Annotated in this window: 17 protein-coding genes and 1 pseudogene; 1 reads left to right on the forward strand and 17 read right to left on the reverse strand. The window is 37.2% G+C overall.

Features of this window, described 5'->3' with window-relative positions; translation table 11 throughout:
* Positions 1–29 precede the first annotated feature (29 nt).
* The 5 genes and pseudogenes from CVS97_RS09645 to CVS97_RS04560 all read right to left on the reverse strand — a co-directional run bounded on the left by CVS97_RS09645 (position 30) and on the right by CVS97_RS04560 (position 4578).
* Positions 30–1223: a methyl-accepting chemotaxis protein gene (locus CVS97_RS09645; RefSeq protein ID WP_374188098.1), complete on the reverse strand. Its 1194-nt coding sequence runs from the start codon at positions 1221–1223 to the stop codon at positions 30–32.
* Positions 1197–1982, reverse strand: a pseudogene (locus CVS97_RS09650) (nitrate- and nitrite sensing domain-containing protein); the annotation flags it as partial. The gene CVS97_RS09645 and the pseudogene CVS97_RS09650, both read right to left, overlap by 27 nt.
* A gap of 379 nt (positions 1983–2361) precedes the next feature.
* The gene (locus tag CVS97_RS04550) at positions 2362–3135 is read right to left on the reverse strand and encodes a transporter substrate-binding domain-containing protein (protein ID WP_107785234.1); all 774 of its coding nucleotides are present in this window, start codon (positions 3133–3135) and stop codon (positions 2362–2364) included.
* 11 nt (positions 3136–3146) lie between these two features.
* On the reverse strand, positions 3147–3875 hold the full coding sequence (locus CVS97_RS04555) for an amino acid ABC transporter ATP-binding protein (RefSeq protein WP_021091800.1): 729 nt from the start codon (positions 3873–3875) through the stop codon (positions 3147–3149).
* Positions 3868–4578, reverse strand: coding sequence for an amino acid ABC transporter permease (locus CVS97_RS04560; protein WP_021091602.1), 711 nt, complete (start codon positions 4576–4578; stop codon positions 3868–3870). Before CVS97_RS04560 ends, CVS97_RS04555 begins: the two co-directional genes overlap by 8 nt.
* A gap of 150 nt (positions 4579–4728) precedes the next feature.
* Here CVS97_RS04560 and putP point away from each other — a divergent pair, with 150 nt between their 5' ends.
* Entirely contained in the window at positions 4729–6216 is a 1488-nt protein-coding gene (putP, locus tag CVS97_RS04565) for a sodium/proline symporter PutP (protein ID WP_107785235.1), read from the forward strand.
* 58 nt (positions 6217–6274) lie between these two features.
* Here the strand turns inward: putP and mnmC are convergent, their stop codons facing one another.
* The 12 genes from mnmC to CVS97_RS04625 all read right to left on the reverse strand — a co-directional run bounded on the left by mnmC (position 6275) and on the right by CVS97_RS04625 (position 19370).
* On the reverse strand, positions 6275–8143 hold the full coding sequence (gene mnmC / locus CVS97_RS04570; protein WP_107785236.1) for a bifunctional tRNA (5-methylaminomethyl-2-thiouridine)(34)-methyltransferase MnmD/FAD-dependent 5-carboxymethylaminomethyl-2-thiouridine(34) oxidoreductase MnmC: 1869 nt from the start codon (positions 8141–8143) through the stop codon (positions 6275–6277).
* Entirely contained in the window at positions 8140–9579 is a 1440-nt protein-coding gene (locus CVS97_RS04575; protein WP_107785237.1) for an N-acetylmuramoyl-L-alanine amidase family protein, read from the reverse strand. Before CVS97_RS04575 ends, mnmC begins: the two co-directional genes overlap by 4 nt.
* Positions 9576–10667 (reverse strand): nitronate monooxygenase, encoded by a 1092-nt coding sequence (locus CVS97_RS04580; protein WP_021091713.1) that lies wholly within the window; start codon positions 10665–10667, stop codon positions 9576–9578. The genes CVS97_RS04575 and CVS97_RS04580 overlap by 4 nt, the downstream gene beginning before the upstream one ends.
* On the reverse strand, positions 10668–11873 hold the full coding sequence (tyrS, locus tag CVS97_RS04585; protein ID WP_107785238.1) for a tyrosine--tRNA ligase: 1206 nt from the start codon (positions 11871–11873) through the stop codon (positions 10668–10670).
* A 10-nt stretch (positions 11874–11883) separates the two neighbouring features.
* On the reverse strand, positions 11884–14073 hold the full coding sequence (locus CVS97_RS04590) for a RelA/SpoT family protein (RefSeq protein ID WP_084041542.1): 2190 nt from the start codon (positions 14071–14073) through the stop codon (positions 11884–11886).
* A complete protein-coding gene (locus CVS97_RS04595; protein ID WP_021091717.1) occupies positions 14060–14275 on the reverse strand; it encodes a DNA-directed RNA polymerase subunit omega in 216 nt (71 codons plus the stop codon). Before CVS97_RS04595 ends, CVS97_RS04590 begins: the two co-directional genes overlap by 14 nt.
* An 18-nt stretch (positions 14276–14293) precedes the next feature.
* Positions 14294–15010: a UMP kinase gene (pyrH, locus tag CVS97_RS04600; RefSeq protein WP_054196984.1), complete on the reverse strand. Its 717-nt coding sequence runs from the start codon at positions 15008–15010 to the stop codon at positions 14294–14296.
* A 73-nt stretch (positions 15011–15083) separates the two neighbouring features.
* The gene (locus CVS97_RS04605; protein WP_107785239.1) at positions 15084–16304 is read right to left on the reverse strand and encodes a murein hydrolase activator EnvC family protein; all 1221 of its coding nucleotides are present in this window, start codon (positions 16302–16304) and stop codon (positions 15084–15086) included.
* Positions 16301–17116, reverse strand: a complete 816-nt coding sequence (locus CVS97_RS04610; RefSeq protein ID WP_107785240.1) for an FtsX-like permease family protein — start codon at positions 17114–17116, stop codon at positions 16301–16303. Before CVS97_RS04610 ends, CVS97_RS04605 begins: the two co-directional genes overlap by 4 nt.
* Entirely contained in the window at positions 17103–17774 is a 672-nt protein-coding gene (locus CVS97_RS04615) for a cell division ATP-binding protein FtsE (RefSeq protein WP_021091805.1), read from the reverse strand. Before CVS97_RS04615 ends, CVS97_RS04610 begins: the two co-directional genes overlap by 14 nt.
* On the reverse strand, positions 17758–18945 hold the full coding sequence (gene trmB, locus CVS97_RS04620) for a tRNA (guanosine(46)-N7)-methyltransferase TrmB (RefSeq protein ID WP_107785241.1): 1188 nt from the start codon (positions 18943–18945) through the stop codon (positions 17758–17760). The genes CVS97_RS04615 and trmB overlap by 17 nt, the downstream gene beginning before the upstream one ends.
* The gene (locus tag CVS97_RS04625) at positions 18945–19370 is read right to left on the reverse strand and encodes a hypothetical protein (protein ID WP_223154479.1); all 426 of its coding nucleotides are present in this window, start codon (positions 19368–19370) and stop codon (positions 18945–18947) included. The genes trmB and CVS97_RS04625 overlap by 1 nt, the downstream gene beginning before the upstream one ends.
* Between the last annotated feature and the right edge of the window lie 73 nt (positions 19371–19443).

Genomic DNA, 19443 nt, shown 5'->3' on the forward strand with positions numbered 1-19443 from the left:
TAATAGGAGCTCTAAGAGTAAGTCAAAGATTAAAATTTACTTTTTCTAACTTCGTTTACTATTGCCTTAGCCATGTCGTCAACATCAGATGTTACTTCATTTGCTTTATTGACAATTACTACATTTTCTTTTGTAAGTGTGTCTATTTGAGCAACTGATTGATTTATCATATTGATTCCTTCACTTTGCTCTTTTATAGATTCACTCATTTCATTGATTGATTGAGCTAGTACATTTGTATTTGCTTCGATCTCTGTTAGAGATTTTTGAGTTCTTTCAGCTAGTTTTCTAACCTCATCTGCAACAACCGCAAAGCCTCTGCCGTGCTCTCCTGCACGTGCTGCTTCTATTGCGGCATTAAGAGCTAGTAAATTTGTTTGATCAGCTATATCTCTAATAATAGTTATGATGTTTTTAATCTCATCACTTTGTCTAATAACATCAGATGTTTTTTGAGATATTGCATTCATTGAGCTTGACATTTGCTCTACTGCGGCAGCAGACTCTTGAAGTGAGCTTGCTTGTACATTTGCGCCTTGAGTTAGTTCTTTCATTGACTGACTTAAAGACTCAGCCTTTTCTTCTAGCACATGGGCTTGATCTAAATTTGCTCTTAACATCTTGGCTATCTCTTCACCAAGGGCATTTATACCAACCGCCATTTTGCCATCATCTTCAAGCCTTTTAGTAAAGTCTTGTTTTTTAAAGCTTTCTAGTAGATTTAACACATCATCGCCATTTTCCGCAATAGCATGTTTTAGTGCGATTTGTAAGTCTTTGAAAGTTTGTTTTAGCTGGCTAAGTGCAGGATTTGAAGTATCTGCGTTAAGCTGAGCTACGTAGTTACCTTTGCCGATTTGATTTACAAAAGTATTTGCTTCTTTAATGAAATTATTTTGCTCAGATAAATTTGCCTCGATTTGTTTGATATTCTCATTTATCAGTGCACTCATCTGTCCGATCTCGTCGCTACCACTACGATCTAAAAATTCAGCCTTATTAGATTTATAATTTAAGAAGTCAAAAAATCTAACTAAGCCATTTTTAGTCTGATCTATGCCAGATATCAAATTTTTACCTATCAATGTAGATACTAGCAACATAAGCAAAATACAAATCGCAATCACAATAGAACTTATAATAAGTTCGGTATTTGCATCGCCCTTAATACGTCTTGCATCTTTTTGCATATTATCAAGTAGTTTAAGTTCAAGCTCTCTCATCGCATCTATTGAAATGCTTATCTTTGAAAACCAACTTGCTGCATCATAAGATACATCTTCGGTAGCAACTACATTTTTAATAATATTCATCGCATCTATAAAATCAGCCTTTTTTCTAGCGATAGCGTCAAATTCATCGCTAAATTCTTTTGGGTTGTAATCGTCAAAATCCTGCATAAATTTATTTATAACGCTATTTAGTGCAACTACTTTATTGTAGTCCTCTTTGCTTATGCTCTTTTTAGTAAAAACCCCATTTAAAGTAGCACGCAAAATACCAAAAGACTCTTTTATCTCACCGACAATAATGATACGCTTTAGATCATCTACCAAGCTAGGCTCGAGCTTATCACTATATCCATTTATAGCGATAACCTCTTTTCTTAAAATTTTTGTTATACGACTAATTAGATCATTGCCACTTTTTTGATCTACATTTGAGCGGATACTATTTATCTCTGGAGCTATTTCATTTTTCTCCTCAAGTTTATCAAGCATAGCGTCTACTTTTTTACGCTGCTCTAATAAATTTTTATTATCCCCTCCTGCTAACACACCTGAGCTAAATCCACGTTCTTTTTGCATCTCATGGATAAAATTATTTTGATTTATTATTGTATCCACGATTTTCTCACTAAACTCTGCTTTTGAGCGAGTCTTTAAGATACCATTTAGCATATATGCACTCATGATACCAAGGCCAATAAGACTGACGATAACTATCGCCATAATCTTAGATTTAATACCTAGATTATTCATTTTCTCTCCTTTTAGTTTTTCTTAATATCTGCTTCAAAAATAAAGTCATACGACTTTAATACTTAAAAATTTACCAACAAAAAATACTTTTGGTTGTTTTTATAAAAAATATTAATTAGTCTATTTATGTAAAATTTTAATTTATATTTAGCTCTATTAAATAGTAGGAATTTTTTAACAAAATTGTGATACATGCAAATAGAAAATAGCACATTTAAAATAAATGCCGTTCTCATCCTGAGAAGCTTCATTTTTTCTCCTTGAAAATAATTAAGTCATTTTATTAATTTTACTTTTAAAAGATGTTAAATTTTAAAAATTAGAAAAAAGTGAGTTTTTGCAGAGAATTCCTGCTTCTCTGCAAATTTTGTATTTAGATTTATTTCTTTAATCCATATTTATCTAGCATTTTGTCAAATTCGCCAGATTTTTGCAGCTCATCGATCGCTGCGTCTATCTTCTTGATAAGCTCAGTGTGTTTGCCTTTATCAAACGCCATTGCAAACCCTTCCGTGCCATCAGGAACTCTTAAAAATTCTTCTAAATCTGGATTTTGTTTTAAATATTCAACCCCTATCGGACTATCAGTTAGTACAACGTCGATTTTACCAGCGTTTAGTGACATGATGGCAGCTGCTACATTTTCAGCAGGTATCGACTTGGTGGTTATGCTTTTGGCTGCTTCTTCTTGAAGTGTGCCAACTTGAGCTGAAATTTTCTTATCCTTAAGGTTGTCTTTATTTACATCTGAGCCTTTTTTGCGGATAAATAAATTCTCTGAAAAATAATATGGCTTAGTAAAATCAACTGATTTTCTTCTCTCATCAGTTGCACTCATTCCGCTTATGGCAATATCAATTTTACCGGTTTTTAATGCTGATATCAGTCCATCAAAGCTCATATTTGCAACATCAAATTTTATCCCAGTTTTTTTGGTGATCTCGTCTAATAAATCTATCTCAAAGCCAATAATTTTATTGTTTTCATCAAGATATTCAAAAGGTGGATAATCAGCGCTCGAGCCAACTTTATAAACTACATTTTTAGTAACTTCTTCGGCATTATTTGCTGTATTTTTTTTATTAGCGTCATCGCTACAACCTAGTAAAAATAAAACCAAGCTTGCCATCAAAAATTTTAAAATTTTACTCATTTTCTACTCCTTTAATGATTTAAAATTTTGCCTAAAAACTCTTTTAAACGCTCATGTTGTGGATTTGTAAAGACATTTTTCGGTGTATCATCAACTGCGATTTTGCCTTTATCCATAAAGAAAATTCTATTTGCCACATTTCTCGCAAAGCCCATCTCATGGGTCACCACAAGCATTGTTATGCCCCTTGCAGCAACATCTTTCATAATATCAAGCACCTCTCCGATCATCTCAGGATCAAGCGCACTTGTCGGCTCGTCAAAAAGTATCACTTCTGGCTCCATCGCTAGGCTTCTAGCGATCGCAATACGTTGTTTCTGTCCGCCTGAAAGCTTGTGTGGATAGGCGAATTTCTTATCGCTTAGTCCAACACTTCTTAGCAACTCATCAGCTCTTTTTTCTGCACTTTCTTTATCCAAAATCCCAGCTTTTATTGGAGCTAGGGTTAAATTTTGCAAGACGTTTTTATTTGCAAAAAGATTAAAGTGCTGAAAAACCATGCTCACTTTTTGGCGAATTTTATTTATATCTGATTTTTTATCTAAAATATCTTCACCATTTATCTTGATGTGCCCGCTATCTGGCTCCTCAAGGCGGTTTATACAACGTAAAAACGTACTTTTTCCACCACCACTTGGACCAATTATCGCTATAACTTCACCCTTTTTTATATCTACGCTAATATCATTTAAAACACGCAAATCGCCATAACTTTTGTTTAAATTTTTAATCTCAATCATGGCGGTTTAATCTCCTCTCAAGTAGTTTTGTCAAAAGTGTAAAAAATTTAACACTCACATAATAGACAATGCCTGTAAAAATGACTGGCTCTGGGCTGTAAAAGACCGCTTGCAAGCTCTTACTTTGCATCGTGATATCAACGACGCTTATATAACCCACAACTGATGTCTCTTTAAATAGTGATATAAACTCATTTGCAAGAGCTGGCAAGATATTTTTTGTAGCTTGTGGAAAAACTATCTCGCGCATCGAAACATAGTAGTTTAGTCCCATCGCACGAGCCGCTTCCATTTGTCCTTTATCCACGCTGTTTATGCCACTTCGCACGATCTCGGCCACATAAGCAGAGCTATTTAGTCCAAGTGCGATGAGAGCTACATAAAAATTATCACTCCATGTTGCAAAAATGACAACTGAAAATATTAAAAGTTGAAGTATTACAGGTGTTCCACGTAAGATATCGATATATTCATCGATTATAAAATTTAAGACTTTAATATTTAAAAATTTAATAAATGCCAAGGTAAATCCAAGCGTTATGCCTATGGCAATACCGCCTATCGTTAGTCCTAAAGTCACTCCGTAACTTTTGATATAAGCGATCTCTTGAGCCTCACTAAGATCTCTTGGATAGAAAAAATATGCTCCAAGTGAGACGATTATTATAAAAAATAGAAATTTAGCTAAATTTTGAGCCTTCAACTTCGTCCTTCTCTTTAAAATATGGCTTTAAATAATACGAAAAAATTTATATCATTTTGCTTAAAAGCGTTTAAGGATCGGCACTGAATGTTGTAATTTAAAAAAATTTATATTAACATAAGCCATTTATCTTAATTTGAAAGGAAATTTATGAGCTTTGGGTCTTATTTAGCCATCGCCATCTATTTTGGCTTTTTGCTCTTTATCGGACGATATTTCTACGATAAAAATGCAAGTATGAACGAGTATCTGCTAGATAACCGTCGAATGGGTCCAGTGGTTACTGCACTTAGTGCTGGTGCTTCTGATATGAGTGGTTGGATGCTACTTGGCGTGCCCGGAGCATTATACGCAACTGGCATAGCAAATGTGTGGATGATAATCGGTCTTATCATTGGAGCTTACTGCAACTATCTATTTTTAGCAAAGAGGCTTAGAATTTATACTGAAGTTGCGAGTGATAGCATCACGATACCAGACTTTTTAGAAAATCGCTTTAAAGATAGGACTAAAATTTTAAGAATCATCTCTGGTCTTATCATTTTGATCTTTTTCACACTTTATGTAAGTAGTGGTATCATCGCTGGTGGCAAGACGTTTGAGAGCTTTTTTGGTTTAAAATTTGCCTATGGAGCGGTCTTTACACTTGTTATTGTGGTCTTTTACACATTTTTTGGTGGATTTAAAGCAGTTAGTATAACTGACGCATTTCAGGGGCTTTTGATGTTTTGTGTCCTAGTCTCGATCCCAGTCGTGGCATATCTAAATTTAGACTTGCCAAGCGATACAAATTTGATAAAAGAGATAAGCAAGCTTGATGCAAATCACCTAAATCCATTTAGAGATCAAACTTTTTGGGGAATTTTAGGACTTATGGCTTGGGGATTTGGCTATTTTGGTCAGCCACATATCATTGTTAGATTTATGGCGATACGCGATTCAAAAGAGCTTGCTAAAGCAAGAAGAATCGGCATTGGCTGGATGAGCATTGGGTTGCTTGGTGCGATTATGAGCGGACTTATCGGTTTTGTCTACTTTAGTCAAAGAGGCGGTCTTAGTGATCCTGAAACGGTGTTTTTAAAGCTTGGTGAGCTACTTTTCCCACCATTTTTTATAGGCATTATCATCTCAGCTGTGCTTTCAGCGATAATGAGTACCATCTCAAGTCAGCTTTTAGTTACATCTAGCTCGGTAACAAAGGACTTTATCTTTGCATTCTATAAAAAAGAGATTAGTCAAAATACACAAACAGCGATCAGTCGCTATGCTGTCGTAGTAGTAGCCATAGTTGCTACTATACTTGCCTTTATCTCAACAGACAATGTCCTAAACGTCGTTGGAAACGCTTGGGCTGGATTTGGAGCGAGCTTTGGACCAGTGCTACTTTTTAGCCTTTACTGGAAGCGCATGAGTGCACTTGGAGCACTCGCTGGTATGATAGCTGGAGGTGCAACAGTAATATTTTGGATCACTTCAGGGCTAAACGTTTATGTTTATGAAATTTTACCTGGCATCATAGCGTCTTGCATAGCGATCATTAGCGTAAGTATCTGGGGCGATGCGATAAATAAAATGACGAGCGAACCTCACGAGCAAGTCATAAAAGATGAATTTGAAAAGATGAAAACAAGGCTTTAAGCCTTATCTTATAAGAAATTCCTAGTATCTTGTGCTAGGAATTTCTGCTAATTCCTTCTTAAAATTTTAATCCCTTTTTTAGTTTTCTTATCAAAAATCTAGCTGGATGAAGCTCGTGAAATAGCGATCTTTCTATGCAAAGTGGGCGATCAAGCACAAGATCAACTATCAAATTTGCTCCAAGTATCGCTGTGCCAAGACCTCGCGAGCCGTGGGCAAAATTTACAAAGACATTTTTTTCATAGCTTGCTTTTGGATTGTTATCTTTATTTTTACTCCAAAATAGCCCTTTGTAGTTTTGCTTGTAAAATTCTTCGTCGTGCAAGGCGCCAATTATCGGAAACCTGTCTCCACTATAACTTCGGTAGCCTACTTTTGCACCGATAATAGTTGCTTTTTTGATATCAAAAAACTCACTTATATCGTTTAAATTTTTAGTATTATCTTCAACTTTAGGCGTGTCACAAATTTCATTTCTTGCGTAGGTTGCTCCTATAACTTGCACGCCTTTAATGACTGGGCAGATGTAGCCTTTTGCGCTTAGCGGTAAAGTATTTTTAAATATTGGTTTTAAGTGGGTCACTTGGCCTCGGACACTGCTTATTTGCATGTCGTAGCCCTTAAAAATTTCACTGCTCTTACTGCCAGTGCAAAAGACCAAAATATCGGTCTCTAAATTTTTACCATTTTTAAATTTAACGCTTATCTTGCCGTTTTGTAGATGCGCCCTACTCTCATACTCGTGATTAAATAAAATTTCAAAGTTGCTTGAGAGAAATTTACAAATTTCTCTTGGCCTAGCGTATGCACCGTCTTTTATAAATATCCCAGGATATGGCTTTAAGTTCTCATCAAATTTAAAAATATCCTCTACGCTTTGAGTTTGCCACGAGCCATATCTTTTAATGAGCTCGTCATCAAATGCGTAGTCAATGCAGCCACTAAATTTGATAAGGCTTTTTGGCAAAGTTGCCTTGTAAAATCTCACTGCTTGCAAAAATGCGTTTAAATGCATGCGGCCTAAATTTACACCAGGCTTTGTCACTAAAGGCATCAAAGCGCCACAGTGATTACCTGAGCCATTTGTAGCCACTTCGCCCTTTGCCTCGGCGATCACCACTTTAAAGTCATTTTTGGCTAGCTCGCCAGCTGTTGCAAGTCCAGCCACGCCAGCTCCTATGATAAGCGCTGTTTTGCCTTTTGGTTTAGTAACTGGCTCGCATCTCGCAAACCAAGCATCCTTTAAATTTTCATCTTTTTTCTCTAGCACGGCGCTACTCATCTGTCGTTTTCTAGCGTAACCCTCTTTTAGGCTTAGCAAAAAGCCAACACCCTTTAGCCCGTCTTTTACTATTTTTGCACACGAGTAGGTTCTAGCAATCGTGCCAACTCTGCTTAGTCTTGCGATCTGCCCAAAAATTTCTTCGCTCCAGATCGAGCCATTTTTACTTGGAGCAAAGCCGTCTAGAAACCAGATTTCAGCGCTAAAATCAAGCTCAGGTAAAATTTCTTTAGCCTCGCCGTAGCAAAGATCAAGTGTGATATTTGGAGTAAAATTTATGCGGTGTATGCCCTCAATAAGCGGCGGGTAGAGCGAAACCAGCTTTTTGGCATAAGCTTTAAAAATGCCTAAATTTTCATAAATTTTTAAAAGATCTTCTTTTTTAATAGGGCTTTTTTCGATGCTAACGAAGTGAAGTTTTTTAGAGCTAGCTTTAAATTTCTTACAAAGCGTGAAAAAATTTAACCCAGCACCAAAGCCGGTCTCAGCAACTATGAAGCTATCTTTGCTCTGCCAAATTTCATCAAGCGCGCTTGCAAAGACAAATTCACTCTCAAGCCAAGGTTTGTCGGTATTAAAGTAGATGTCACCAAACTCCTCGTTAAATGGAATTCGTCCTTTAAAGCTTAAATTTGCATTTTTCATCTATTTTTTGCAAAATATCCGTCAATGCCGTTTGCAATACCATTTGCAAGAGCGTTTTGATAGGCATCATTAAAGAGCTTTTCACCCTCGACTGGATGCGTGATATAGCCGATCTCAACAAGAACTGCTGGCATAAGAGCACCTACAAGCACCCAAAATGGCGCCTCTCTCACACTGCCATCACTTGCAGCATAGACCTTTCTAGCACTTGCTAAAATTTCTTTTTGGATATCGATACCAAGCTTGTTTGAGGCGATGATCTTCTCACGGTTTAGCACGTTTAGAAATGTCTGCTGCGAAAAGTAATTCATCTCTTCGATATCTGATTTGTTCTCAAGCGCGGCTGCATTTTTACTACGTTCGCTTCTTGCAGGCGATAAGAAAAATGTCTCGATGCCATGCATGCTCTTTGCCTTTGTGGCATTTGGAGCGGCATTTGCGTGAATGGAAACAAATAGATCAGCCATCTTATCATTTGCAAATTTTGTTCTTGTTCTTAAATTTATAAAGACATCGGTTGACCTGGTAAAAAAGACCTTGTAGCCACGCGCTTTTAGTATGTCGCCAAGCTTTTTGGCTACGCCTAAAACGGCTGTTTTTTCTTGCAGTTTGCCATTTACTGCACCTGGATCAGTGCCACCATGACCCGGATCGATGACGATCGTTTTGTTGCGTGAAAATTTACCAGTCGCAACTGGTGGCAAAGGTGCTGCCACTGGCTCACTTTGTGCAGACTGCGGCTTTAAATTTGGCTCAGGCTCTTTGTGTGGCACTTCTTCATTTTTGTTTTTAGTTTTATGAAGTGGTGTTTTTACATTTTCGTTTGAGATAAAATTTTGAGCGCTGATTACAAGCAGATCGCCTGTTGCATTTGCTTTTATAGTCTTTTGGATCTTATCAGAAAAAATAACTCTAACAGTGTTTTTATCATACTGCGAGATATGAATATAATCAGATATGAAATTTTTATAAGTTAGCGGATTACCATTTAATCTACCATCGATATCCATAATGTTTTTATATGTATTTTGCTGCTTTAAAAAGGATGTTTTTAGTTTTGCAGTATCAATTTTTGTATTAAACTTAAGCACTAAAGTGTCATTTACCTTGGTTGCACTAAGCAGTGTCAAAGTAGTACTAGGCGTATTAGCGCTCTTTACGCCATTTAGTGCATTTAGATCTTTTATATACCCACTTGAGTCAAAACCAAGCGATTTTGAGCTGGTTATGAGTCTTGTGAGTGCTTGTTTTTTTATATTTTTATCATTCTTTATGATCGCGTCGACATAGATATCTTTTATATCGTTGTGAAATTTTATCTTTGCACTTCTGCTTGAGCTGGCAAAATTTTTATCAAATTTTGCAAATATCTCAGAATTTGTCACAGCAAAAAGAAAATTACAAACAATAAAAAAGAGGATTATCGCTCGTTTCATTCACCATGTACCAGCTTGTGCATTAGCTCTTTTACGCTTATTAGCTCTTTTAGTTTATACCCGTTTGCTCCCGTGAAAAATAACCCAGTCTCTTTTTTGCCACTAAATGAGTCAAACAGCCTATCAGCGATGCAATATCCAACCTCTTTAGCTCCTTTGCCCCTTTGACAAGGGCTCACGCAATTGCTTATACACTGAATCTTTGGGCCCATCCTTTTTTCTACCAAATTTATCAAATTTGTTCTAATCCCACGAGCCGGATAGCCAACTGGACTTTTTATAAGTTCTATGTCCTTTTCCTCGGCTGCTAGTATCACTTCTTTAAAGCCAATATCTGCGTCACACTCATGAGTGCCGATAAAGCGTGTGCCCATTTGAACGCCGTCTGCTCCAAGAGATATTGCTTTTTCGATATCATTTTTATCCCAAATTCCACCAGCTGCGATGAGCGGAAAGTCACCCCACTCTTTTATCTCGGCCTTTACTTGCGGGATTAGATTAAATAGCGAAAACTCAGGATCAAGGCACTGCTCGTAAGTAAAGCCCTGGTGTCCGCCGCTTAGTGGCCCTTCAAGTACGACAGCATCTGGTAAACGGTCATATCTTTGTAACCAGCGTTTGCAGATGATCTTTAGTGCTTTTGCGCTTGAGATAATAGGAACTAGCGCGACTTCTTTAAAATTTTGTGTAAATTCTGGCAAATTCGTAGGTAGCCCAGCACCTGATACGATGATGTTTATACCGGCTTCACAAGCATCTTTTACCACTCTTGCGTAGTCATTTGCAGCGTACATTATATTTACACCAAGTGGCAAATCTCCACAAATTTTTCGGGCATTCTCAATAATTGCTCTAAGACCTCTTGTTGAGTAGAAATTTTCACTTCCAAATGGCTTTGCATTTAGCTCTTTGTTTATAAATTTACGATTTTCATAATATCCTGTGCCAACTGAGCTGATTATTCCAAGACCTCCTTCTAGGCTGACGTTGCCAGCTAGTTTGTCCCAGCTGATACCAAGTCCCATACCGCCTTGAAATATCGGATACTTTATCTCATATTTTCCTATTTTTAATGGCTTTAACTCCATCTATTCAACCTTTACTTTTGCAAATTTACGCTTTCCGACTTGCAAGATATATTCACCTGCCTCTAATTTTAACTGCTCATCACTAATCTTTTCTTGATTAATGCTAACTGCATTTGCCTTTATGTCGCGTCTTGCTTGAGAATTTGACTCACTTAGCTCACACTGTGATAGAGCTTCTACAATCCAAACTGGTGCTTTTAAGCTAAATTCTTTTATATCAGTTGGAAGCTGATTTTGAGAGTGCACGCTATTAAACTCAGCCATCGCAGCCTTTGCAGCCTCCTCGCCGTGATACCTTGCTGTTATCTCGTAAGCAAGGTCCTCTTTTGCCTTTTTTGGATGATACTTGCCGTTTTTTACGTCGTTCATTAAATTTTCTATCTCGCCAAGGCTTTTTGTGCTTAAAAGTTCGTACCAACGCCACATTAGCTCATCGCTTATACTAAGCGTTTTTGCAAACATATCATTTGCATTTTCGGTTACGCCGATGTAGTTTCCAAGGCTTTTGCTCATCTTATTTACACCATCAAGCCCCTCAAGAAGTGGCATCATGATGACAGCTTGCTCTTTGCCAACATTATATGTTCGCTGTAAGGTTCTACCCATTAAAAGGTTAAATTTCTGATCCGTACCGCCCATCTCAATATCGCACTTCATCGCAACACTATCATAACCTTGAAGAAGCGGATACATAAATTCACAAATTGAAATTGGACTGCCAGATTTTATCCTTTTTTCAAAATCATCGCGCTCTAGCATTCTAGCGACTGAAAATGTGCTAGTTAGCTCTATCATTCCAGCAGCTCCAAGCTCATTTGACCATTTTGAGTTAAACATTATCACGGTTTTTTTTGGATCTAAAATTTTAAAAACTTGCTCTTCATAAGTTTTGGCATTTTTTAAAACTATCTCTTGATCTAGCTTTTTTCTAGTTACTGATTTACCGGTTGGATCGCCTATTTGAGCAGTGAAGTCGCCTATTAAAAACTGCACGATTGCACCATGTTTTTGAAGAAGTGCCATCTTGTTTAAAACGACTGTGTGTCCTAAGTGAAGGTCTGGAGCAGTTGGATCAAAGCCAGCCTTTACATAGAAATTTTCACCTTTTTCATAATAGTTTTTTATTAAATTCTCAACTCTTTCAAAGTCAATAATCTCGGCGACACCGCGTTTTATCTCTTGTAAAATTTCAGCTATATCTTGCATTATCTTTCTCCTAGTTATGGTATGGATCGCTTTGCGAAACGAAATCTATAATCTTATATCTATCTTTGATCTTCTCTCTTAGCTCGTTTGCATCGATGTTTTCAGCTATCTCAACACTTATCTCAAATGTATCGCCGCTAAGGTCATTTGCTTCGTTTAGCGAGATTGTAGCCAAATTTACATCTAGTCTAGCAAGATATGTTAAAAATTCAGCCAACGCACCTTTTCGGTTCTCAAGATTTAATAAAATTTTATATCTATGTGGGGCATTTCTAGTCCATTTGACAAAGATGATTTCATTGCCCTTATCCATAAGCTTTCCAGCACGCTCACAAAGTTTGTGGTGCACTGTCACATTGTGCCCATTTTTAAAGCCAACTATACTATCGCCTCTTTTTGGGTTACAACAATAGTCAAACTCGACATTTGAAATTTTGTGATTTGAATAGATTACGATATTTTCAAATTTTTGCTTTTTAACCTGATATTTGTCTCCCAAAGAGATCATAAAAGGACGCTCTTTTTTTATATACTTTTTAAGCATATTTACGACCTCTTGCAAAAAATCGCTTTCAGTTGCAGCACGAAAAACTTTTTTGCCTAAATTTTCATGCTCTATCCAGTCTAAAATTCTATCTTTTGAAACGCCAAAAACCGACTTTAAAATATCAACTGCGATTTTATAATTTATATCTTTTATCTTTTGTTTGCAATATGTTCTTATCGTAGCCCTTGCTTTACCAGTTCGAACGCTATTTATCCACGAACAGCGAAATTTTGCTTCCTCACCAGTTACGATCCTTACAATATCGCCGTTTTTTAGCTCTGTTAAAAGTGGCATTCTGACGCGATTTATATAAGCTTCTTTTGCGTAAAGTCCGATCTCTGTGTGAATCTCATAAGCATAATCAAGTGCAGTAGCCCCGCGTGGAAGCGTAAAAACCTCGCCTTTTGGCGAATAGACCGCAATATCTTCTATATAAAGACTATCTTTTGCATATTCATAAAGCTCTTCGACGTTACTTTCAGCTTCATTGTTTTGCATACCAATGTCGTTTAGCCAGTCAAGTTTTGGATTTAGTAAACTGCCCTCACCATTTTTGTATTTCCAGTGAGCTGCAACACCGTATTCAGCGGTTTTGTGCATATCGTAAGTACGAACTTGTGCCTCAAAAATACTCTTATTATCAAAAATAGTTGTATGTATCGTTTGATAACCATTTTGCTTTGGAAGCGCAATATAATCCTTAAATCTCGAAATAAGAGGATTAAAATTTATATGCAAATTTCCAAGCGCAAGATAGCAATCAAGTGGCTTTTGCACAAGAATTCTAATAGCTAGCAAATCAAGCACCTCTTCAATCGAAATGCCTTTTCTTTGCATTTTTAAATAAATCGAATAGTAATGCTTTATGCGTTTTTGTATCTCAAAAGTGCCCTCAATAAAGCCATTTTCAAGCAAAATTTGATTTACTTTCTCGTAAAAAGCATTTAGTTTAAGGCTAAGCTGCTGCTTATTTTTATTTAAAAAGCTATCGATCTTGGCGTATTCTTCTGGCATCGCATATTTAAAACTTAGATCTTCAAGTATATTTTTAATCGATGAAATTCCAAGTCTATGAGCAATCGGAGCATAGACCATAAGCGTCTCTTCAGCAATTCGTTTTTGTTTTTCTACCTTTAACGCATCAAGGGTTAGCATATTATGAAGTCTGTCACAAAGCTTAACCACAAGAACTCTAACATCCTCAATGGAGATTAAAAGCATTTTTCTAAAGGTTAGTGCCGAGCTTGCTAGTTTTTCATTACTACTTGAGCTTGCAAGTTTGTTTTCTCTTATAGCAACTATCTTCGTAAGCCCTTCAACCAGCTTTGCCACTTCATCGCCAAATTCAGCCTGGACTTCACTAAGCGTAACTTCAGTATCTTCAACTACATCGTGAAGTAGTGCAGCTATAACCATACTCTCATCTCCACCCATATTTGCTACTATTGATGCTACCAAGATAGGATGGATTGCGTATGGCTCGCCACTTTTGCGATATTGACCAGCATGAGATGTGACACAGCTATCTATAGCTTTGTCTAATTTCTCGCTTCGTTCGCAAAGAGAAAAGAGCAGTGTTATAGCTTCTGAAACATTTTTACAAGGTAAAATTTGTTCTATTAGCTGCTCTAAAAAAAGACTATTTTCCTTCAACTATTGCCTCTAAGCCTATTTTGCCCTCAGCTACTTCAAGTAGCGCAATGTCGGCAAATTTCATCTTTGAAGTATCGGCTTCTACGAGCACCACTGCTCCATTTGCTAGTGCTTCTGCACGCTTTGCTACGATAAGTGAAAGTTTATATCTATCATCACCAACTTGCTTTAATGCTCTTGCTGTTATTTGTTCTGTTCTCATATTTATCCTTTTTAAAATTTATTTTACTACTGAGTATAGGGCCGCTTCTTCTTCATTTATTATTTTTAATAAATTTCCAGCCTTAAACATATTACAAACCAAAATCGGCAGTGAGTTATCTTTTGCTAAAGCTATAGCAGTATCGTCCATAACCTTTATATCATCGCTCATTGCCTTTTCATAGTTTAGTGATTTTAAAAGTTTTGCATCTTTGAATTTTTTCGGGTCTTTATCATAAACGCCATCAACCTTTGTAGCTTTTATGATCATATCTGAGCCGATTTCAATAGCTCTTAAAGTTGCTGCTGTATCAGTTGTAAAGAAAGGATTGCCAGTACCTGCAGCAAATATAACAACTCTGCCTTTTTCCAAATGGCGCTGCGCACGTCCAACGATGAAAGTCTCACAGATCGCTTCCATTTTGATTGCACTTTGCACTCTTACCTCTAGCCCACTTCGTTCTAAAGCTTCACGCATTGCGATCGAATTTATAACAGTTGCTAGCATGCCCATGTGATCGCCGCTCGTTCGTTTGATGATGCCATCTTTTGCAGCGCTCACACCACGTATAATATTGCCACCACCTATCACGATGCCAACTTCGATACCATTTTCGACAAGCTCTTTTATCTCATTTGCTATAAATTTAAGCACCGCCGTATCTATGCCAAAACCATTTTCTCCCGCTAAAGCTTCGCCTGAAAATTTAACTAATACGCGTTTTCTTTTACTCATTGTATTGCTCCTTAAAATTCACGCATTCTAGCCAAAAAGGCTTTAAATTTAGTTAATAGCACTTGCAAAGTGGCTATTTTGAGATCATCTCAAGTGGATCAATGTGGTAGTTTCTTTGCGTTACTTCAAAGGTTAGATCGTTTCTAACTCGGCCTATAACGTAGCCTTTTTGCACAACTGAGCCTACCTTAACCGTCGGTGCGATCTGGCTTAGGTGAGCGTAGATCGTGTGGATGCCATTTTCGTTTTCGATAATGACTACATTTTCAAGCATCGGAGTTGCTTTTGCAAAGACTACTTTGCCATTTAGCACGCTTTTAACCTTGGCATCTGGCGTGGTTGAGCGAAGCGTGACTGACTCATTAAAAATTTTGATGTTATATATTGGATCGACGTAATTTCCAAATTTTTGCTTTACGGTGTAGCTATCAAGAGGAGCGATTGTCTTTGCACCTGAATATTTTTTGACTGAGCTTGTTTGATAGCCTCCACCCATTGGTTGGCTTTTTTCGCCTTTTTTACCACCTTTGCTTGCAGCTGCTTTTTCTTGTTTTTCTCTAGCAGCACGTGCGGCTTCATCTTCTTGTTTTTGCATGATAGCAAGCTGTTCTAGCGTCTTTCTTAGCTCATCTTGTTGGGCTTGAAGCTTGGCTAGCTTTTTGCTATAAATTTCTTTATCACGCTTTAGTCCGTTTATAGTATTTTTTTGCGTACTTTCTAAATTTTGCAAGTCACTTTGCTTACGTCTATAGTTTTTGATGCTCGAGTTTATCTCGTTTATTTTGTTTGATTTATTTTTTATCTTCTCAATCGTATCTTCATAATTCTGGCTAAGTCTTTTAAAATCCTCTTTTGTAATAGCATTTAGCTTGGTTAAAATTTGAGACGAAATGATGCTTTCCTCGCTTTGCTTGCCCTCAGTTGCAGACATCAAAAGATCAAACGAGAGATCTTCTGCTATGATCCTTATCATATTTTGCTCAAGCTCTTTTTGTGTGCGTTCTAGCTCTTTGTTTTGTTTTGTTAGATCATCAAGTTCAATAAGTGCCTTTGAAGCATTTGTTTCAAGGACTGAAATTTGACCCTTTAAATTTGTGATATCACCACTTATACCACGAAGTTTTTTTTCACCATTTACGATATCACCGGCCAAATCATCTAGCTTTTTACTAAGCTGCTCACTCATCGCCTGACTCGACCTTAATGAGTTTTTGGAGTCTTTGATCTTCTCTTTGGTATTTGACGCAAAAGCTAAGCTAAAAGCTAGCAAAAATATAAAAATTCCTTTTCTCATATCGTGCTTTTTCTAGCCTTGCTCATCACCAAACTAACAGCAAAAATGCTTAAAAACATAGCCACGCCAAATAAAATAAAAATATCCCTTGAGGGATCAAGGCTAGGCAATACTACATCGATGCTTGCGGCATTTTCTCTAAAAATTTCAATGCTAGGCAAGAAAAAGAAAAATGCACCAACTGCAACAGTAGCAACTAGACTATCAACCATAGCTGATTTGTAAAGCATGGCTGATTTTAGCCAAAAAGGTGCTCCAAAAAGCGTCATGATCTCGATACGCTCCCTATGCTCAAACAGCCAAATTTTAGCCTGCTTTAGCATAAGCATAAGTCCAACCACACAAAGTATCGCCATAAAAGCATACGATATACTTTTTGCTAAATTTAGTATTTTAAAGACCTTATCGTGAGTCTTTGAAAATGTCTCGACCTTTGTGATGCCATCAAATTTTAAAAGTTTTTGCTTTAGCCCATCCATGTACTGCGGTGTCGGAAATTCACTAAGTTTTAGTGAGTAAAATTTAGGTAGCGCATTTTGTAGTATGGATAAATTTTTAGCAGAGATGTCATTTGAAAGGCGGTCGATGATCTTTTGCGGACTTAGTGGCTCGAGGCTAGATAGAGTGCTAACCACTGGCTTTAAAATAGCATCACTAAGCTCTTTACTTGAAACTATGACGATGTTGTAGTCATTTCCCATGAGTCTTTCATAATCTCTCACAACCTTATCAGCAGTGAGGCTAAACTGCACTGAAAACAAAAGCGCGATCAGTGGCAAGATAAATCCAAGATGATTCTTAAGCGATCTCATGCACGCCTCCATTTTCTATGACGAAGTGGCGGTATGGGATACGAAGCGTTGAGGGAATGTGATGAGTCACCACGACGACGCTTGTGCCTAGAAATTCCCTAGCTGATTTTAAAAGCGACCAGATGACATCGCTTGAGTATTCGTCTAAATTTCCAGTTGGCTCGTCGCATAAGAGCAAATTTGGATTGTGCGCTAGAGCTCTTGCCATCGCTACTCTTTGCTGCTCGCCGCCGCTTAGCTCACGAGGATATTTATCTGCCTTGTGAAGCATATTTACATGTTTTAAAAGTTTAGCCACTTGCTTTTTGCTCACATTTTGATTGATGCCTTTGATGATGAGGGGCAGCATGACATTTCTTTCCACATTCCATTCATTTATCAAGCGATAATTTTGAAATATAATGCCAACTCGCTGCCTAAGCTCACAAAGTCTTTTATCATCAATGTCGTCCATTTGTGTCATGCAGACATTTAGCTCTCCAGCAAGTGGTGAAATTTCTCCGTAAAATGATTTTAAAAGCGTGCTTTTTCCACTTCCACTCTTACCTGTGATAAAGACAAAATCATTTGCATAAATATCTAAATTGACGCTATTAATTACGATTTCATCGCGTTCATAAGCTAGGCTCAAATTCCTTGCACTAATTATCTCTTGCATCAGCCAAATACTCCTTCAAAAGCTCGTGTGCAGCTAAATTCTCACGAATTAAGATCGGTTTTTTTATAAAATATTCGCTTTTTTCATCACTTATTTTGATAAAACATTGCTCGGGTTTATTAAATGCTCCAAAAGCAACTTTTAGCAAAATTTCACCCTCATTTATGGTGTAAATTTCTTCAAAATGTAAAAAATAATCCTCTTTTTTGATGATGAAATTTTTGAAATTTTTAATGATATTTTTTACGCTTGTCTTTTCTTTGAAGCTAAAATCCCCAACTAAAATACTCTCACCACTTTTGACCTCACAAGTATAAATGACATCATAAATATCCTTATCTTGGCGTCTCCAGCGGTCTTCGTACTTGCTAGTTACCTCTAAATTTCTATTTTTGAAAGCTTCTATTTTTGAGTTTGTAGGCTCTAAAAATTTACTCAAGCTAAAGTCACAATACTCCTTGCTATCAGTCCGTAGCTCAAATTTACCGCCTACTTTTAATATCCTCTCGCATTCAAGTGCAAACGCCGATGAGACCACACGTCTATGCTCTGCTTTATCCCATGGCACTGGAAAATGCAAAAATACCCTATCAACTAAATTTGAGCCAACGAGAGAGAGTAAAAGTCTGGCGTCAGTATTGATTAGACGCACGTTTTCTAGGGCATTTGCCCTAGCTAGCTTTGCTACTTGCTCGATGCTTGGCTTATAGACTTCTATTCCGATAACTAGGGCATTTGGATTGTTTTTAGCTTGATAAAGCAAGTGCCTGCCAGAACCAAAGCCGATCTCGATAAAAATCTCTTTAAATTTATCTTTTAGCTCGCAAAATGCTGGCACAAATTCTTCAAGGCTTAAAATTTCACTCACTTTTTTAGTCAAATTTGTCTTTTTTACAGCAAATGCTTGACTGATTACGTCATTGCAATTTTGCTCTTTAAAAAGCTCCAGTGCCTCTTGCAAAAGACCAACTTTAGCTGGCTTTGTAAGCTTCTCTCCCTTTACAACAACGCCATTTTTACCGGGCTTTACAACTAGAAAAAAGCTCTCTTCTTCATTTTTTGTGTAGATGAGCCTCTCGTTTCGCCCATTTGCCTGCCAAAGAAATTTGACTTTGTCATTACCAAATGGAAATGAGAGCTCTTTTAAAGACGAAGCGATGAAATTTGGCATTATTTTATGCTAACTTCTGCTTTTGATGACTTATCAGAGGCGATGCCGTACTCATCGATAGCTACGACGCTGTAAGAATAGCTAGCTCCTTTTTGCACGCTATCATCTCTAAGTCCAGTACCATCTATGCCACTAAAAATTTTCTCACTTGCACCACTTCTATAAACTGTGTACGAACTGGCTCTATCAACTACACTCCAATTTACATTTACTCCGCTACCATCGTAGCTAGCACTAATATTTGGAGTCTTTGGCGCACCAAGTGTTATCCCCACGATTGGCTCTTCTTGTTTTAAGCTCTCAAGGCCGTCTTTATCGACTGCTGTGACTCTATAGTATCTTGTCGCTGCATTTGTGTTTATGAGATCCTCATAAGTGTTGCTAGTCGTTTTTGCTAGGTATGTGTAAGGTAAAATTTTACTCACTGTCCTATAAACCTTAAAATAAGCAAAATCCTCAGCCGGCGCGTAATCCCAAGTTAAAATTATCTTTTTTGGT

This window comes from Campylobacter concisus (assembly GCF_003049735.1).
Classification (GTDB): domain Bacteria; phylum Campylobacterota; class Campylobacteria; order Campylobacterales; family Campylobacteraceae; genus Campylobacter_A; species Campylobacter_A concisus_AN.

Coding starts and splice junctions, on each gene's coding strand:
- CVS97_RS04555 (WP_021091800.1), bottom strand. CDS start 3,875: ATGATTGAGATTAAAAATTTAAACAAAAGTTATGGCGATTTGCGTGTT.
- CVS97_RS09645 (WP_374188098.1), bottom strand. CDS start 1,223: ATGAGAGAGCTTGAACTTAAACTACTTGATAATATGCAAAAAGATGCA.
- CVS97_RS04580 (WP_021091713.1), bottom strand. CDS start 10,667: ATGGAGTTAAAGCCATTAAAAATAGGAAAATATGAGATAAAGTATCCG.
- CVS97_RS04615 (WP_021091805.1), bottom strand. CDS start 17,774: ATGCAAGAGATAATTAGTGCAAGGAATTTGAGCCTAGCTTATGAACGC.
- CVS97_RS04595 (WP_021091717.1), bottom strand. CDS start 14,275: ATGAGAACAGAACAAATAACAGCAAGAGCATTAAAGCAAGTTGGTGAT.
- CVS97_RS04610 (WP_107785240.1), bottom strand. CDS start 17,116: ATGAGATCGCTTAAGAATCATCTTGGATTTATCTTGCCACTGATCGCG.
- CVS97_RS04605 (WP_107785239.1), bottom strand. CDS start 16,304: ATGAGAAAAGGAATTTTTATATTTTTGCTAGCTTTTAGCTTAGCTTTT.
- mnmC (WP_107785236.1), bottom strand. CDS start 8,143: ATGAAAAATGCAAATTTAAGCTTTAAAGGACGAATTCCATTTAACGAG.
- tyrS (WP_107785238.1), bottom strand. CDS start 11,873: ATGCAAGATATAGCTGAAATTTTACAAGAGATAAAACGCGGTGTCGCC.
- CVS97_RS04550 (WP_107785234.1), bottom strand. CDS start 3,135: ATGAGTAAAATTTTAAAATTTTTGATGGCAAGCTTGGTTTTATTTTTA.
- CVS97_RS04575 (WP_107785237.1), bottom strand. CDS start 9,579: ATGAAACGAGCGATAATCCTCTTTTTTATTGTTTGTAATTTTCTTTTT.
- trmB (WP_107785241.1), bottom strand. CDS start 18,945: ATGCCAAATTTCATCGCTTCGTCTTTAAAAGAGCTCTCATTTCCATTT.
- putP (WP_107785235.1), top strand. CDS start 4,729: ATGAGCTTTGGGTCTTATTTAGCCATCGCCATCTATTTTGGCTTTTTG.
- pyrH (WP_054196984.1), bottom strand. CDS start 15,010: ATGAGTAAAAGAAAACGCGTATTAGTTAAATTTTCAGGCGAAGCTTTA.